We start from the raw sequence: 14,633 nt of genomic DNA, 5'->3' as shown, positions 1-14,633 counted from the left end.
GGGTGGTGGTGAGTATGGAGGCGGTGGGGTCGCCGGACTCGGTTATGTGGATCGCGGCGGGGGTTGCGGCCACGTGTAGGCACGAGTTGCCTTCGCTGCAGTAGGACGACTTCTGCCAGTTCAGGTTCATGCTTGGGCTCCTCACAGTTCTCGCATCAGGCGGTGGATGAGGTCGCGGGTCTTGTCCGGGCTCAGGGCCACCGCCTCGATCCGGGCGAAGAGCGTTCGGTACTTGTGCAGTTGGGCCTCGGCATCGAGGAACGCGACGCCGTGGGACTGGTCGAGCTGGACGGTGTCCAACTGCGGGACCGGGCCGTGCGCGTAATAGATGGACTGTCCGGACCCCGGGTATGCGCCGGCGTCGAAGGTGATGGCGCGCAGGGTGATGTTGTCTCGGTCGCTCATGTCCAGCAGGTACTGCAACTGCTGTCGGGTGACCGAGGAGCCGCCGACCCTCATGCGCAGTGCTGCTTCGTGGACGATCGCGTCGTACGGGACGGGGTGATCGCGGTACAGGACCGCCTGTCGCTTGATGCGGAAGGAAAGGCGGTGCTCGATGTCGGGCGGTGACAGTTCGATGACCGCCTGGCGGAAGACCTCCAAGGCGTATTCGCGGGTCTGAAGCAGGCCCGGGATACGAGCTGTGGTGCTGGCCCGCAGCGCGATGGCGTGGTGTTCCAGTTCGGCGAGATCCAGCATCCCGGCGGGGAGGATGTCGCGGTACTCCTCCCACCAGCCTCGGGTGCGGTCACCGGTCATCGCCGCGACGGACTCGATCAGCGCCTTGTCCGGGCAGTCGTAGTGGCAGGCCAAGGTGCGAACTCGCTCGGCGCTGACACCGAGCCGTCCGGTCTCCATATTGCTCACCTGTGCCTGCCGCATCCCGAGGAGCTGGGCGGCCTGTGTCGACGACAAACCGGCCCGCTCGCGCAGCCTGCGCAGTTCGGCTCCGACTCGGAGTTGACGCCCCGTCGGGCTGCTTCTCACGGGCATCTTTGCCCCGCCTCCGTGTTGCTGTCACCCAAAGGGGTGATCGTCCTTATTCTCTTCCGGAATCCGGTGAAGAATATATCCCTGCTTCGCTACCTTGAACTCGGGCGCCCAACCCCCAGAAGCGCACCGCCCGACGGGACGGCAAGCCACTGGGCCACTCATCGCACGTGTCCAACTCCCCACAGTGACCGGAGACTTCCATGGCCACCGTATCGCCGTCCTGGGCCTACACCCTCCAACTCCCGCACGATCCGCGCGCGCCGGGGATCGCCCGGGTCACCCTGCGTGCGCTGCTCACCGCCCACGGGCTCGTCGAACTCACGCCGACCGCCGAGCTGTTGGCCGGCGAGCTGCTCGCCAACGCGCACCGGCACACATGCGGGCCGTACGCCCTGCGGGTGCGGCCCATGGAGTCCGGGCAGTTGCGGGTGGCCGTGTGGGACAGCGATCCGCGGGTTCCGGCCGGGTTCCGGGACGGGGAAGCGTACGGCCCACCCCCGGCGGACGCCGAGCGCGGGCGGGGGCTGCAGATCGTGCGGGCCTGTGCGGACGCCGTCGGGGTATCCGTGCTGCGGGAGCTCGGCGCGTCCAGGGGCGGAAAGCTGCTGTGGGCCGAGTGTCCGGTCAAGTGACTCAGAGTGACGCGGAGGCGGGCGGGGAGTGGGCACAGTACGGTGGGTCGGGAGGCGGAGAGGTGGTGGACTAAGGAGGCGGTCCATGTTCACGGAGATATCTCAGTGAACGGCAGACGGTTTTCTCACCTTCATTGGACACAGTGGGTGCCGATGAAGCGCACCTCTCGGATCAGCAGGCGTATCGCCAGTCCCCTGTGCGCGGCCGTCGTCCTGGCCGTGCCGGCTCTCACCTCCGCGTCCCTCGCCAACGCCGACGACGGGCCCGGACCGCTCGGCGTGACCGTGGCCGCCGCGGCGACCTCGCAGTCCGTGCGGGTCGGTCCGCTGTTCCCGGCCGACCGAAGATCCACTCTCATAGGCGGGCACCACTGCACCGCCTCCGTCGTGCACAGTCCGAACCGCAACCTCATCGTCACCGCGGCGCACTGTCTGGACAGCGACCAGGACTTCGTCTTCGTCCCCGGGTACCGGGACGGCAAGGCGCCCTACGGGGTGTGGACCGTGCAGCGGAAGTTCCTGCCGGACGGGTGGCGCAAGGAGCAGGACGAGGACAGCGACGTCGCGTTCGGGATCATCGGCTATCAGCACGGCAAGGGCGTCGAGGACGTCGTCGGCGGCAACAGGTTCACCACGAGGACGGCGACCGGGGCCACGGCGGTCACCATCACCGGGTATCCCAGCTCCGGGGAGGTGCCGGTCAGCTGCACCAACCGGCCGACCGCACACAGCCGTACCCAGCAGCGGATCGACTGTCCGAGTCTGAGCGGGGGGACCAGTGGGAGTCCCTGGGTGAACGGGGACGGGCAGGTCGTGGGCGTGCTCGGCGGCCACGAAGAGGGCGGGGACACGGACGACATCTCCTACAGCGTGGTGCTGGGGGCCGAGGCCGCCGAGTTGTACAAGGACGCTGCCGCCGATCCGTGATGCGCGGGGGCGGCTGGCGTCTGACGTCTGACAATGGCCGAGTGTGATCATTCCGGAACACAGTCACCGCCCCTAGACTGACCCCTCGACAGACTCCCGGGCGGCGAGGGGCGGGTGACGGTGCGTAAGGCATGGATCATCGCGTCCGTGGCTGTCGGCTCCGCCATGGCCTTCGTCATGCTGCTCGTCGTAGGGGTGTACGTCGTCGCCGGGAACCTCGTCAACGGCGTGGGGGGCGGCACCAAGGCGCTGGCCAAGGGGGCCGTGCCTGCCGCGTACTCCGCCATCGTGCAGAAGTGGGGGAATCTCTGCCCCGCCCTCAACCCGGCCCTGCTCGCCGCCCAGCTCTATCAGGAGAGCGGGTTCAACCCGCGGGCCCGGAGCGCCGCGGCGGCCGAGGGGATAGCTCAGTTCATCCCGGGGACCTGGGCCACGCACGGGATCGACGGAAACGGCGACGGCGTCAAGGATGTCTGGGATCCGCAGGACGCGATCCCGTCCGCCGCGTCGTACGACTGCCAACTCGCCTCGTACGTGAAGGACGTACCCGGGAACCTGACTGAAAACATGCTCGCTTCGTACAACGCCGGGGCCTACGCGGTGATCAAGTTCGGGGGCGTCCCGCCGTACAAGGAGACCCAGAACTACGTCAAGACGATCACCACGCTGGAGGAGAGCTTCGCCGCGCCCGTCACGCGGGTGGATCCGAGCCGGCAGGCCGCCGGGGCCATCTACTACGCGCAGAAGAAGCTCGGCACGCCCTATCTGTGGGGCGGCAACGGAACTGCCGCCGACAACGGGCGTTTTGACTGCTCGGGGCTGACGAAGGCCGCGTACGAGAGCGTCGGCATCACGCTGCCGCGCGTGGCCAACGACCAGTACAACGCGGGCCCGCACCCCCAGCGGGACGAACTGCTCCCCGGGGACCTGGTGTTCTTCTCGACCGATCCGACGGACTCCCGAGCCATTCACCATGTCGGCATTTATGTCGGCGGCGGATACATGATCGACGCGCCGCGCACCGGGGCCGTCATCCGGTTCGATCCGATCGACACCTCCGAGTACTTCGGGGCGACCCGGGTCACGGAAGATGGCGCGAAAGCACTGCCCACCACGGTGTGAGCCGCGTGTGAACCCACCCCCTGAGCTGCGGCGATGAGTCTCTCTTCGATAACGTCTGCGTGATCATTCGGTGGAGTGTGGAACGTATTAACCGGGAGCGTGCGTTCCTGTTCTCGTAGCAAGCAGACGACGAAGGGGCCGCAGCACGATGGCTGGACTCGCAGACACCGGGTCGAACCCCGACGTCGACCTGCTCTACGACATCAACGGCCTGGCCAAGGACGCTCCGCACTGGTTCGACCGGATCGTGGAGTTCGTCGGGGAGTACGGGCTGCTGGTGGCCATGGTGCTGCTGGTGGTCTGGTGCTGGTGGTCGGTGCGCAGGAAGGGCGGCGAGGAGGCCGTCCCCTCCGTGGCCGCGCTCGTGTGGGCGCCGCTCGCCGCCGCCGTCGCCGTGCTGGTGAACGTTCCGATACGGGGTTTCGTCGAGCGGCCCCGGCCCTTCCTCGTCCACCAGGGGCTGGACGTCCTCGTACCGGGCAAGACCGACTACTCCTTCGTCAGCGACCACGCGACCATCACCATGGCCATGGGCGTCGGACTCTTCGTCGCCAACCGGAGGTTCGGGCTCGTCGGCATCGGGCTCGCGCTGCTCGAGGGCTTCTGCCGGGTCTACATGGGTGTGCACTATCCGACCGACGTGGTGGGCGGCTTCGCGCTCGGCACGGCCGTCGCCCTGCTGCTCTCCCCGCTCGCCATGGCCCTGCTCACCCCGGTGCTGAAGGCCGTCGAGACCTCCGCGTGGGGCGCCTGGTTCGTCCGGGCCCGGGGACGCTCGGCCCTCGGCGAGGGCACGATGATCCCCGGCGCCCGCAAGGACGTCGAGTCGGAGGAACGGGACCTCGCGGCCTAGCCGCTGGAGTCCCGGAGCCGGTTACAGCGCCTGGGGGTAGGTGAAGAAGCGGTTCGGGTCGTACTGCTTCTTGACCGTCGTCAGCCTCGCCGCCGCGTCGCCGTAGTAGGCCTTGCGCCAGTTCGTCAGGGTCGGGTCGGTGTAGTTCTGGTAGGCCGCGCCAGAGGCGTACGGCTTCATCGCGTCGTGGGTCTTCGTCAGCCAGGACTGGGCGGCCGTGCCCGTCGTCCCCGCGCGCCAGGACGCTATGTACTGGGCGAGCATCCGGGAGCGGCGGTGGACGAAGGCCGTCGCGGTGGGGGAGACGCGGTTGACGGCGCCGCCGAGGGCGGTGAGCGCGATGCTGCCGGCGCCGCCCTGGACGGACTTGATGTGCGCCAGCATCGTCTGGATGCCGGCCGTCGAGATCGAACGGTCGAAGAAGTCCGAGCGGGCCGCGTAGGTCTCCCGGCCGAGCGCGCCCTGCGGGCTGCGGCCCGGTGTGGAGCCGGGCAGATGGCACTGGGCGGCGGTCGGGAAGGAGGAGCAGCCGGCGTACGCCTCCATCGCGCCCTCGTAGGTGTGCCTCTTCAGCGTGACGCTGCGGGCGGGGGCGCCGACCTTCGAGGCCAGGCGGTCCAGCGCGTTCTGGAGTTCGCCGTAGGTGCCGAGCGAGAACGCGGCGACGGACACGGTCGGCGAGCCGCCGTTCTCCAGATGGCAGGAGGACCAGATCTCGTCGGGCTGGCCGGGGCCCCACTCCTGCCAGGCCTTCACCACGGCCGCCGCCTTCGCCCACGGCCAGGTGACGTACGCCGACACGGCCTGCGGCGCCGGGTGGGTCTTGAAGTGCAGTTCCGTCACGACGCCGAAGTTGCCGTTGCCCGCGCCGCGCAGGGCCCAGAAGAGGTCCTTGTTGGTCGTCGCGTTGGCGGTGAGCTGCTTGCCGTCCGCCGTGATCAGGGTGGCCTCGGTGAGGCTGTCGCAGGTCAGACCGTAGGCCCGGGAGACCACACCGTGGCCCCCGCCGAGCACCAGACCGGAGACGCCGACCGTGGGGCAGGAGCCCGCCGGTATCGTCACGCCCTTCGCCGTCAGGGCGCGGTAGACGTCGATCAGTTTGGAGCCGGCGCCCACGACGGCCTGGCCATCGCCGACCCGTATGCGGTTCAGCTCGGAGACGTCGAGGATCAGCTTGCCGTTCCCCGAGGACCAGCCGGCGTAGGAGTGACCGCCGTTGCGGATGGCGACCTGGATACCGTGGGCGCGGGCGTACGCCAGGGTCGTACGGATGTCGTCGGCGTGGGCGACGTAGGCGACCGCGGCCGGCTTCAGACCGTCGAAGCGGGTGTTGTACAGCTGGTGGGCCGTGGCCCACTTGGCGTCGCCCGGGCGGATCAGGGTGCCGTCCAGGTCGCGGGCGAGGCCCGTCCAGTTCGCGGCGGCGGCCTGGGCCGACGTCGACCGGATGGACGTACCGGAGGAGGTCGAGGAGCTGGTGTCCGCGTCGGCGGATTCGCCCTTGCAGGCGGTCGTGGCGACCGCCGCGATCGCGGCCGCGCCGCCGATGAACGTACGCCGTTGCATGCTGTTCCTCCCGAAGTATTCTCGGGGTACGAGACGGCGCGCCGATCTCGTGGGTTCCAGGAGAACTGTCACTCCTGTGTCACCGTGAGGCCGGAACCTACACGTGCCCTCCCCGTGAGCGTTCCGTGACCTAACCACAAAGTCTGCAGGGGTTCACCTCCCGTTCATTTGCGCCCATTGGCGCCTTCACCTGATCTGCCTAATTTCAGCCTTACGAGATGCGGCCGCATCGCTACAGACGCGTCCGCATCAACCGAAACTTCGCAACTTCGCACGCCGCCGATTCAGGACGGCGGCTCCTGGAAGGATCTCTTTCAAGTGAAGCTTCAGCGCATGAACCGGCGGGCCCTCGCTCTCGGTGCTCTCGCCGCCTCCGGCGCCCTGGTCCTCACGGCGTGCGGCTCGGACGACACCAGCAGCAGCAGCGGCGGCAGCAGCGCTTCGGCCTCGACCCAGGCCGGCTCCATCAAGTGCGACAACGCCAAGGGGCAGCTCCTGGCCGACGGCTCGTCCGCGCAGAAGAACGCGATCGACGCCTGGGTGGCCAACTTCTCCAAGGCCTGTGGCGTCCAGATCAACTACAAGGGCGGCGGCTCCGGTGCGGGTGTCACCTCCTTCACCCAGGGCCAGCTCGCCTTCGCCGGCTCCGACTCGGCGCTGAAGCCCGAAGAGGTCACCGCCTCCAAGAAGGTCTGCACCGGCGGTCAGGGCATCGACCTCCCGATGGTCGGCGGCCCGATCGCGGTCGGCTACAACCTCTCCGGCGTCTCGAACCTGGTCCTCGACGCTCCCACCCTGGCGAAGATCTTCAACAGCGAGATCACCAAGTGGAACGACCCGGCGATCAAGAAGCTGAACCCGTCCGCCAAGCTGCCCGACCTCAAGATCCAGGCGTTCCACCGCTCGGACGAGTCCGGCACCACGGACAACTTCACCAAGTACCTCAAGGCCGCCGCCCCGAACGACTGGAAGTACTCCGGTGGCAAGGCCTGGCAGGCCAAGGGTGGCCAGGCCGCCGCGCAGTCCTCCGGTGTCGCCGCCCAGGTCAAGCAGACCAACGGTTCCATCGGTTACTTCGAGCTGTCCTACGTGGCCGAGGGCGTCAACGCCGTCAGCATCAACACGGGTGCCAGCGCGCCGGTCGCCCCGAGCAGCGACTCCGCCTCCAAGGCCATCGCCGACGCCAAGGTCATCGGCACGGGCCAGGACCTCTCGCTGCAGCTGAACTACAACACCAAGGCAGACGGCGCGTACCCGATTACGCTGGTCACGTACGAGATCGTGTGCGACAAGGGGAACAAGGCCGACACCCTCCCGGCCACCAAGGCGTTCCTGGGGTACATCTCCTCCGAGGAAGGCCAGGGCGTGCTCTCCGGCCTGAAGTACGCGCCCATCCCGGCCGACATCATCGCCAAGGTCCGCACCACCGTCGCTGGCCTGAGCTGATCTGAGTGTGCGGGCCGGTCCCGGCCCCTGATCCCGGGACCGGCCCGCACCGTCCGGTGCACCGCCGCCATGAGCCGTACGTCACGTACGGCTTCGCAGAGCCGTACCTCGTGTGCGGCTCCGCAGACCGGAGAACCCGATGGACACGACACAGATAACTGACGCACCCCCTCCCACGCCCCAGCCCACGCCGGCCGAGCAGAAACGCAACGCCCGCGGCGCCACCCGACCCGGAGACCGGATCTTCCTCGGTCTGTCCCGTGGGTCGGGCATCCTGCTGTTGGTGATCATGGCCGCGATCGCGGTCTTCCTCACCTACCGAGCCTCCCTCGCGCTCAGCAAGAACCACGGCAACTTCCTGACCACCTTCGAGTGGAACACCAACGTCACGCCGCCCAGCTTCGGCATCGCCGTCCTGGCCTACGGCACGGTGATCTCCTCGATCATCGCCATGGTCCTCGCGGTCCCGGTCGCGGTCGCCATCGCGCTGTTCCTCACGCACTACGCCCCGCGCCGGCTGGCCGGTCCCATCGCGTACGTCGTCGACCTGCTCGCCGCGGTGCCGTCCATCGTCTACGGCCTGTGGGGCGCGCTGATCCTCGTACCGCACATGACCGGCCTCTTCGGCTGGCTCAACGACTTCTTCGGCTGGACCGGGGTCTTCTCCTGGGACCAGGGCGCCCCGCGCTCCCTGCTCACCGTGGGCATCCTGCTCGCGGTCATGATCCTGCCGATCATCACCAACGTCAGCCGCGAGGTCTTCCGCCAGGTCCCGCAGATGCACGAGGAGGCGGCCCTGGCCCTCGGCGCCACGCGCTGGGAGGTCATCCGCATGGCCGTCCTGCCGTTCGGCCGCTCCGGTGTGATCTCCGCGTCGATGCTCGGCCTCGGCCGCGCGCTCGGCGAGACGATGGCCGTCGCCACCGTCCTCTCCCCGGACTTCCTGATCCACGGCAGCCTGCTCAACCCGGGCGGCGGCACCTTCGCCCAGAACATCGCCAGCAAGTTCAGCGAGGCCACCGAGTTCGGCCGTGACGCCCTCATCGCCTCGGGTCTGGTCCTGTTCGTCATCACCCTGTTGGTCAACGGCGCGGCTCGCATGATCATCGCCCGCCGCAAGGAGTACTCGGGGGCCAACGCATGAGCAACGCCGCCATCGCCGAGAAGCGCCCCAGCACCCTGCGCGGCGCCAGTCTGCCGAGGTGGTCGCCCTGGGCGATCGCCGCCGGTTCCGCGGCCGTCGCCGTGGCCATCGGGGCGGGCGCCGGGCTCACCAAGGTGCAGTGGGGTCTGATCGCCGGTCTGCTGTTCCTGATCGCCACCTACGCCATCGCCGCCACGGTGGAGGGCCGCCGCCAGGCCAAGGACCGCATCGCCACCGGTCTGGTCTGGGTCGCCTTCCTCGTCGCCCTCGTGCCGCTGATCTCCCTGGTCTGGGTGACCGTCGTACGCGGTGTGAAGGTCCTCGACGTCTACTTCCTGACCCACTCGATGGGCCTCGTCGCCGACTCCCAGCCGGGCGGTGGCATCTACCACGCCATCATCGGCAGCCTGGAGCAGGTCGGTCTCGCCACCATCATCGCGGCGCCGATCGGCGTGCTGACCGCCATCTACCTGGTGGAGTACGGCCGTGGCCGGCTCGCCCAGGCGGTGACCTTCTTCGTCGACGTCATGACGGGTGTCCCGTCGATCGTCGCCGGTCTGTTCATCCTCTCCCTGATGCTGATCTTCGACATGGAGCCGTTCGGCTTCGCCGGCTCGCTCGCCCTGGCCATCCTGATGATGCCGGTGGTCGTGCGCTCCACCGAGGAGATGCTCAAGCTCGTCCCGAACGAGCTGCGGGAGGCGTCCCTGGCGCTGGGTGTCCCGAAGTGGCGCACGATCCTGAAGGTGGTCCTGCCGACCTCCATCGGCGGCATCACGACCGGCATCATGCTGGCCATCGCCCGTATCGCGGGTGAGACCGCCCCTGTGCTGCTGTTGGTGTTCGGAAACCGGTTCATCAACAACAACCCCTTCTCGGGGCCGCAGCAGTCGCTGCCGCTGTACGTCTACCAGCAGTACGCCGCGGGCAACGACTACGCCTACGACCGGGCCTGGGCGGCCTCGCTCGCCCTGATCGCCTTCGTGATGATCCTCAACCTCGTGGCCCGGGCCATTGCCCGCTGGAAGGCCCCGAAGACCGGTCGCTAAGGCGACAATTTCCGGCTCCGCCGGGCGGGGCCATCGGCGACCGATCAAGACTTTCTGGAAGTGACGTAATCATGGCCAAGCGAATCGACGTAAGCGGACTGACCGCCTACTACGGCTCCCACAAGGCGATCGAGGACATCTCGATGACCGTCGAGCCGCGCACGGTGACGGCCTTCATCGGCCCGTCCGGCTGCGGCAAGTCGACGTTCCTGCGCACGCTGAACCGGATGCACGAGGTCACCTCGGGCGGCCGGGTCGAGGGCAAGGTGCTGCTGGACGACGAGGACCTGTACGGCCCCGGGGTGGACCCGGTGTCCGTGCGGCGCGAGGTCGGCATGGTGTTCCAGCGGCCGAACCCCTTCCCCACCATGTCGATCTTCGACAACGTGGCGGCGGGGCTGCGGCTGAACGGCAACGTGAAGAAGAGCGAGCTCGGTGACATCGTCGAGAAGTCGCTCAAGGGCGCGAACCTCTGGAACGAGGTCAAGGACCGTCTGAACAAGCCGGGTTCGGGCCTGTCCGGTGGTCAGCAGCAGCGTCTGTGCATCGCCCGCGCGATCGCGGTCGAGCCGAAGGTGCTGCTGATGGACGAGCCCTGCTCCGCCCTCGACCCGATCTCCACCCTCGCCATCGAGGATCTGATCGGTGAGCTGAAGGAGCGCTTCACGATCGTCATCGTGACGCACAACATGCAGCAGGCGGCGCGCGTCTCGGACCGTACGGCGTTCTTCAACCTCGCGGCGGTCGGGCAGCCGGGCAAGCTGATCGAGATCGACGACACGGAGCGGATCTTCTCCAACCCGTCGGTCCAGGCGACGGAGGACTACATCTCCGGCCGCTTCGGCTGATCCCGAAGACCCCTCGCGGTGCTGCATGGCGGTGCCACCGCGAGGTCGATGAAGGGCCCGCCCCTGGCTCCCGGGGGCGGGCCCGTCGTTCAACCGCAGCACGCGACGGCGGCCGGAACGGGGTTCCGCGACGGCGGCTGGCACGGGTTTCGTGGCGGTGGCCGTCATGTGGGCCGTCGTGGTGAGGTCGAGGTGTCGCGTGGGCGGCCGAGGCGGCCGGAGGTGAAGACGGCTGCGAGGGCCGGGGTGGGGGCGACGCGCGGAACCCGGGTTCCGCGACGGTGGCCGATCCGGAGCGCTGCGACGGTGGCTGGCACCGGGCTCTGCGCTGGAGGCCGGCACGGGATTTCGCGACGGTGGCCGTCGTGCGGGCCACCGCGACGAGGTCGAGGTGTCGCGGCGGCGGCCGAAACGGCCGGGTCAAGCCGGTCGCGAGGGGCCGGGGTGGTAACCGGAACTCGCGTTCCGCCACGGGGGTTTTGTGACGGACGCCGCAACGCCCACCGCTGAGGCCGAGGCGGCCGGGGCAAGCCGGCCGCCGGGGGCCGGGGTGGCGGCGACCGGAAACCGGGGCCGCCACGGTGGCCGGCACGGGGCTCTGCGACGGTGGCCCCGTGCGGGCCGCCGCGGTGAGGCCGCGAGGTGGTGGCCGCGCGGGCGAGTCTTCGCCTTGGTCCGTGTCGGCGAGATGCGCGCCTCGCGCTCGGACTCTGTTCGTGCCGGAGGAGACTCCGTGCCGGGAAGGGTGCAACCGGCCCTAGAGGAACGCCAGGTTCACCAGGCCGAAGGAGCCTGCCGCCACCACGGCCGCGGCCGGCATCGTGATGAACCAGCCCAGGACGATGTTCTTGGCGACGCCCCAGCGGACCGCGTTGACGCGCTTGGTCGCGCCGACGCCCATGATGGCCGAGGTGATGACGTGGGTCGTGGAGACCGGGGCCTTGAAGAGGTACGCGGTGGAGAACATGATCGCGGCGCCGGTGGTCTCCGCGGCGAAGCCCTGTGGCGGGTCGAGTTCGATGATCTTGCGGCCGAGGGTGCGCATGATGCGCCAGCCGCCCGCGTAGGTGCCGAGGGACAGCATGACGGCGCAGACCAGCTTCACCCAGACCGGGATCGGGTCGCCGTAGGTCTCGTGGCCGGAAATCACCAGTGCCATGACGACGACGCCCATCGTCTTCTGGGCGTCCTGGAGACCGTGGCCGAGGGCCATGCCGGCGGCCGACACGGTCTGCGCTATGCGGAAGCCGCGCTTGGTCTTGTGCGGGTTGGTCCTGCGGAAGATCCACAGGATCGCCAGCATCACCAGGTAGCCGACGACCAGGCCGACGACCGGGGACAGGAACATCGGGATGACGACCTTGTCCAGGACCCCGGACCAGTGGACCGTCGTACCGCCCGCGATCGCCGCGCCCACCAGGCCGCCGAACAGGGCGTGCGAGGAGGAGGACGGCAGGCCGTAGTACCAGGTGATCAGGTTCCAGACGATCGCGCCGACCAGGGCCGAGAAGAGGATGGCCATCCCCTGGGAGCCCGACGGCGTGGCGATCAGGCCCTCACTGACGGTCTTCGCGACCCCCGAGCCGAGGAAGGCGCCCGCGAGGTTCATCACGGCGGCCATGGCGAGGGCCGCCCGGGGCGTCAGTGCCCGGGTCGAGACGGAGGTGGCGATCGCGTTCGCGGAGTCGTGGAAGCCGTTGGTGTACGTGAAGAAGAGCGCGACCGCGATGGTCACGACCAGGGCGAAGGTGTCCATCGACGCCTCAGGACTCCTTGACGGCGATGGTCTCCACCGTGTTCGCCACGTGCTCGAACGCGTCCGCCGCTTCCTCCAGGACGTCCACGATCTGCTTGAGCTTCAGCACCTCTATCGCGTCGTACTTGCCGTTGAAGAGGTGGGCCAGGAGCTTGCGGTGGATCTGGTCGGCCTGGTTCTCGAGGCGGTTGACCTCGATCCAGTACTCGGTCAGGTTGTCCATCGTGCGCAGGTTGGGCATGGCCTCGGCCGTGAGCTCGGCCGCCCGCGCCAGCACCTCGATCTGCTGCTCGACTCCCTTCGGCAGTTCCTCGACGTTGTAGAGGACGACCAGGTCGACGGCCTCCTCCATGAAGTCCATGATGTCGTCGAGGGACGATGCGAGGGAGTAGATGTCCTCGCGGTCGAAGGGCGTGATGAACGAGGAGTTCAACTGGTGGAAGATCGCGTGAGTGGCGTCGTCACCTGCGTGTTCCGCGGCCCGCATACGCTCTGCGATCTCGGCCCGGGCGGAGGCGTCCGCCCCGAGCAGTTCCATCAGGAGCTTCGAGCCCGTGACGATGTTGTCCGCGGATGCGGCGAACATGTCGTAGAAGCTCGTCTCCCTGGGGGTCAGACGAAAGCGCACAAGGGGTCCTCGGGGTGCATCGGTTTCGGTCAGGCTGATGCTAAGTGCAACATCCGGCCACGGCTAATGGGCCGCCCACCAGTGTCGCCCATCGGGCAGAGTGATCCGCACGGGGGCGTACCAAGGGCCCTATACCCAGCAAAGTTCGGTACCATATACCCACCTGGGGTATATGTCCGCACGTCTTACGGGAGGACGCGATGACGACCACCGAGGCCGGCGCGACGGCGCCCTCCGCCAGCTCGGAAGACAAAACCGCACAGAACGCCACACACGGATACCACAAGCAGAAGGACGAGCACCTCAAGCGGCTGCGCCGGATCGAGGGCCAGATCCGCGGTCTGCAGCGGATGGTCGACGAGGACGTCTACTGCATCGACATACTCACCCAGGTCTCCGCGTCCACCAAGGCCCTGCAGTCCTTCGCGCTGCAGCTGCTGGAGGAGCACCTGCGCCACTGCGTCGCCGACGCGGCCCTCAGGGGCGGGGACGAGATCGACGCCAAGGTCGACGAGGCCACCAAGGCCATCGCCCGGCTACTGCGCACCTGAGCGCGGGGCGCCGGAGACGTCCTCGCGTTCCTCGGCCACCTTCAGGACCTGGTCGATGCTCTCCAGGCTGAGCCGGTCCCCGCCCGCGGCCGAGGCCGCGATGATCAGCTCCCCGCACAGCTCGATCTCGGCGAGGGCCACGTGGTCCTGAACTGCCGTACCGCCGACCGGAGCCACGTGCATCACCTCATCTCTGCCGTCACCGACTTCCTAGAGTAGGGAGCGGCCTACACACAGCGCATGGCACGTAAGGGCTAGTTCTCGCCGCCCGCCCTCCTCCGCGGGGAGGACGTGGGGAAGACGCGGGGCGGACACCGCTACTCCTCGATCTTCCCGGCGTAGATGTCCTTCGAGGCCGGCAGGCGTACGGCGGCGGGGGCCCCGAAGTCGTACAGCAGCGTCGTCGAGGCGACCGCGACGGGCCTGTCGTGCCGTGATCCGGCGAAGCTGAAGCGGTGCCGGATCTTACGGATGCGGCCCTGGTCGTCGAGGTAGACGTCGAACGGCACGTCGGCGCTGGCGAACCCTTTCGCCGCCGCGGCGAGGGACTCCCGGGCGTCCCCGGCGGCCCCCTGCGCGGCGAGCGCGAGGTCGGCGGTGCCGCGGTAGTGCCGCACCTCGGTCCCCGCGAGCTCGGTCCTGCCGAGGTAGGTCGCCGTGCGGGTGCCGCGCAGCAACTCGGCGGCGGCGAACGGGTCGGTCGCGCCCCCGGTCACGAGGTTGCCGTCGGACAGGGTGGCCGTCTCGACGCGGACCCATTTGTCGGCGGGCACCCCGGCGCCGCGGTTCTTCATGAACAGGGCGCCGGGCGCGAGGAGTTCGGTGATCGGACGGTGCTCGTCGGCGCCCGTCGGGTCCTGCGGCAGGTGGACCGTCAGCCGGCCGAGCCGGCCCCGGAAGTCGTACACGCCCTGGCCGCGGATGGTGACGCGGGTGCCGCCCGCGGCCATCTCCATCGAGGTCGTGGCCCTGGAGGTGCCCGCGGCCACCAGGGTGTCGGCGGCCCGGTGCAGCAGCGGGACGGCGTCGGCGGCGCGGGAGTCCTCGGTGACGGCGCCGGGGCCGGAGCAGCCGGCGGCCCCGAGACAGACCGCGATGCCCGCGGCGACCGCCCCGCC

General features: G+C 68.9%; 16 protein-coding genes. 9 read left to right on the top strand and 7 right to left on the bottom strand.

The window, feature by feature from the left end; all coding sequences use genetic code 11:
- Both GRC12_RS31655 and GRC12_RS31650 read right to left on the bottom strand, forming a co-directional pair.
- A partial coding sequence (locus GRC12_RS31655) for a DUF397 domain-containing protein (protein WP_208782976.1) occupies positions 1 to 130 on the bottom strand: 130 nt, incomplete at its 3' end.
- Positions 131 to 141: 11 nt separating this feature from the next.
- The gene (locus GRC12_RS31650) at positions 142 to 993 is read right to left on the bottom strand and encodes a helix-turn-helix domain-containing protein (protein ID WP_208782974.1); all 852 of its coding nucleotides are present in this window, start codon (positions 991 to 993) and stop codon (positions 142 to 144) included.
- Positions 994 to 1,193: 200 nt separating this feature from the next.
- Here GRC12_RS31650 and GRC12_RS31645 point away from each other — a divergent pair, with 200 nt between their 5' ends.
- The 4 genes from GRC12_RS31645 (at position 1,194) to GRC12_RS31630 (ending at position 4,527) form a co-directional block, all read left to right on the top strand.
- Positions 1,194 to 1,625, top strand: coding sequence for an ATP-binding protein (locus GRC12_RS31645; RefSeq protein ID WP_208782973.1), 432 nt, complete (start codon positions 1,194 to 1,196; stop codon positions 1,623 to 1,625).
- Between the two features lie 153 nt (positions 1,626 to 1,778).
- Positions 1,779 to 2,552 carry a trypsin-like peptidase domain-containing protein gene (locus tag GRC12_RS31640; protein ID WP_208782972.1) on the top strand — a complete coding sequence of 258 codons (774 nt, stop codon included), beginning with the start codon at positions 1,779 to 1,781 and terminating at the stop codon, positions 2,550 to 2,552.
- Positions 2,553 to 2,666: 114 nt separating this feature from the next.
- Positions 2,667 to 3,674 (top strand): bifunctional lytic transglycosylase/C40 family peptidase, encoded by a 1,008-nt coding sequence (locus tag GRC12_RS31635; RefSeq protein WP_208782971.1) that lies wholly within the window; start codon positions 2,667 to 2,669, stop codon positions 3,672 to 3,674.
- Between the two features lie 148 nt (positions 3,675 to 3,822).
- Positions 3,823 to 4,527, top strand: a complete 705-nt coding sequence (locus tag GRC12_RS31630) for a phosphatase PAP2 family protein (RefSeq protein ID WP_208782970.1) — start codon at positions 3,823 to 3,825, stop codon at positions 4,525 to 4,527.
- Between the two features lie 21 nt (positions 4,528 to 4,548).
- Here the strand turns inward: GRC12_RS31630 and GRC12_RS31625 are convergent, their stop codons facing one another.
- On the bottom strand, positions 4,549 to 6,093 hold the full coding sequence (locus GRC12_RS31625) for an FAD-binding oxidoreductase (RefSeq protein WP_208782969.1): 1,545 nt from the start codon (positions 6,091 to 6,093) through the stop codon (positions 4,549 to 4,551).
- A 318-nt stretch (positions 6,094 to 6,411) separates the two neighbouring features.
- Between GRC12_RS31625 and pstS the strand changes: the two genes are divergently transcribed.
- The 4 genes from pstS (at position 6,412) to pstB (ending at position 10,580) form a co-directional block, all read left to right on the top strand.
- Positions 6,412 to 7,539, top strand: a complete 1,128-nt coding sequence (pstS, locus tag GRC12_RS31620) for a phosphate ABC transporter substrate-binding protein PstS (protein ID WP_208782968.1) — start codon at positions 6,412 to 6,414, stop codon at positions 7,537 to 7,539.
- A 139-nt stretch (positions 7,540 to 7,678) separates the two neighbouring features.
- Complete coding sequence (gene pstC, locus GRC12_RS31615; protein ID WP_208782967.1) at positions 7,679 to 8,683, top strand: phosphate ABC transporter permease subunit PstC; 1,005 nt, start codon at positions 7,679 to 7,681, stop codon at positions 8,681 to 8,683.
- Positions 8,680 to 9,732, top strand: coding sequence for a phosphate ABC transporter permease PstA (gene pstA, locus GRC12_RS31610; RefSeq protein ID WP_208782966.1), 1,053 nt, complete (start codon positions 8,680 to 8,682; stop codon positions 9,730 to 9,732). Before pstC ends, pstA begins: the two co-directional genes overlap by 4 nt.
- A 71-nt stretch (positions 9,733 to 9,803) precedes the next feature.
- Entirely contained in the window at positions 9,804 to 10,580 is a 777-nt protein-coding gene (gene pstB / locus GRC12_RS31605; RefSeq protein WP_208782965.1) for a phosphate ABC transporter ATP-binding protein PstB, read from the top strand.
- A gap of 757 nt (positions 10,581 to 11,337) precedes the next feature.
- On the opposite strand, the gene GRC12_RS31600 is transcribed toward pstB, so the two are convergent.
- Entirely contained in the window at positions 11,338 to 12,336 is a 999-nt protein-coding gene (locus GRC12_RS31600) for an inorganic phosphate transporter (RefSeq protein ID WP_208782964.1), read from the bottom strand.
- A gap of 7 nt (positions 12,337 to 12,343) precedes the next feature.
- A complete protein-coding gene (locus GRC12_RS31595; protein ID WP_009326469.1) occupies positions 12,344 to 12,964 on the bottom strand; it encodes a DUF47 domain-containing protein in 621 nt (206 codons plus the stop codon).
- 200 nt (positions 12,965 to 13,164) lie between these two features.
- Here GRC12_RS31595 and GRC12_RS31590 point away from each other — a divergent pair, with 200 nt between their 5' ends.
- Entirely contained in the window at positions 13,165 to 13,515 is a 351-nt protein-coding gene (locus tag GRC12_RS31590; protein WP_208782963.1) for a metal-sensitive transcriptional regulator, read from the top strand.
- Here the strand turns inward: GRC12_RS31590 and GRC12_RS31585 are convergent.
- Positions 13,501 to 13,698 (bottom strand): hypothetical protein, encoded by a 198-nt coding sequence (locus GRC12_RS31585; protein ID WP_133045764.1) that lies wholly within the window; start codon positions 13,696 to 13,698, stop codon positions 13,501 to 13,503. The genes GRC12_RS31590 and GRC12_RS31585 overlap by 15 nt on opposite strands.
- A gap of 134 nt (positions 13,699 to 13,832) precedes the next feature.
- On the bottom strand, positions 13,833 to 14,633 hold an 801-nt coding region (locus GRC12_RS31580; protein WP_244374055.1), incomplete at its 5' end, for a hypothetical protein.

The organism is Streptomyces griseorubiginosus, from assembly GCF_017614965.1.
Lineage (GTDB): Bacteria > Actinomycetota > Actinomycetes > Streptomycetales > Streptomycetaceae > Streptomyces > Streptomyces griseorubiginosus_B.
The sequence above is the reverse complement of the archived record's forward strand: the minus strand, read 5'-3'. Positions and strand labels throughout refer to the sequence as shown.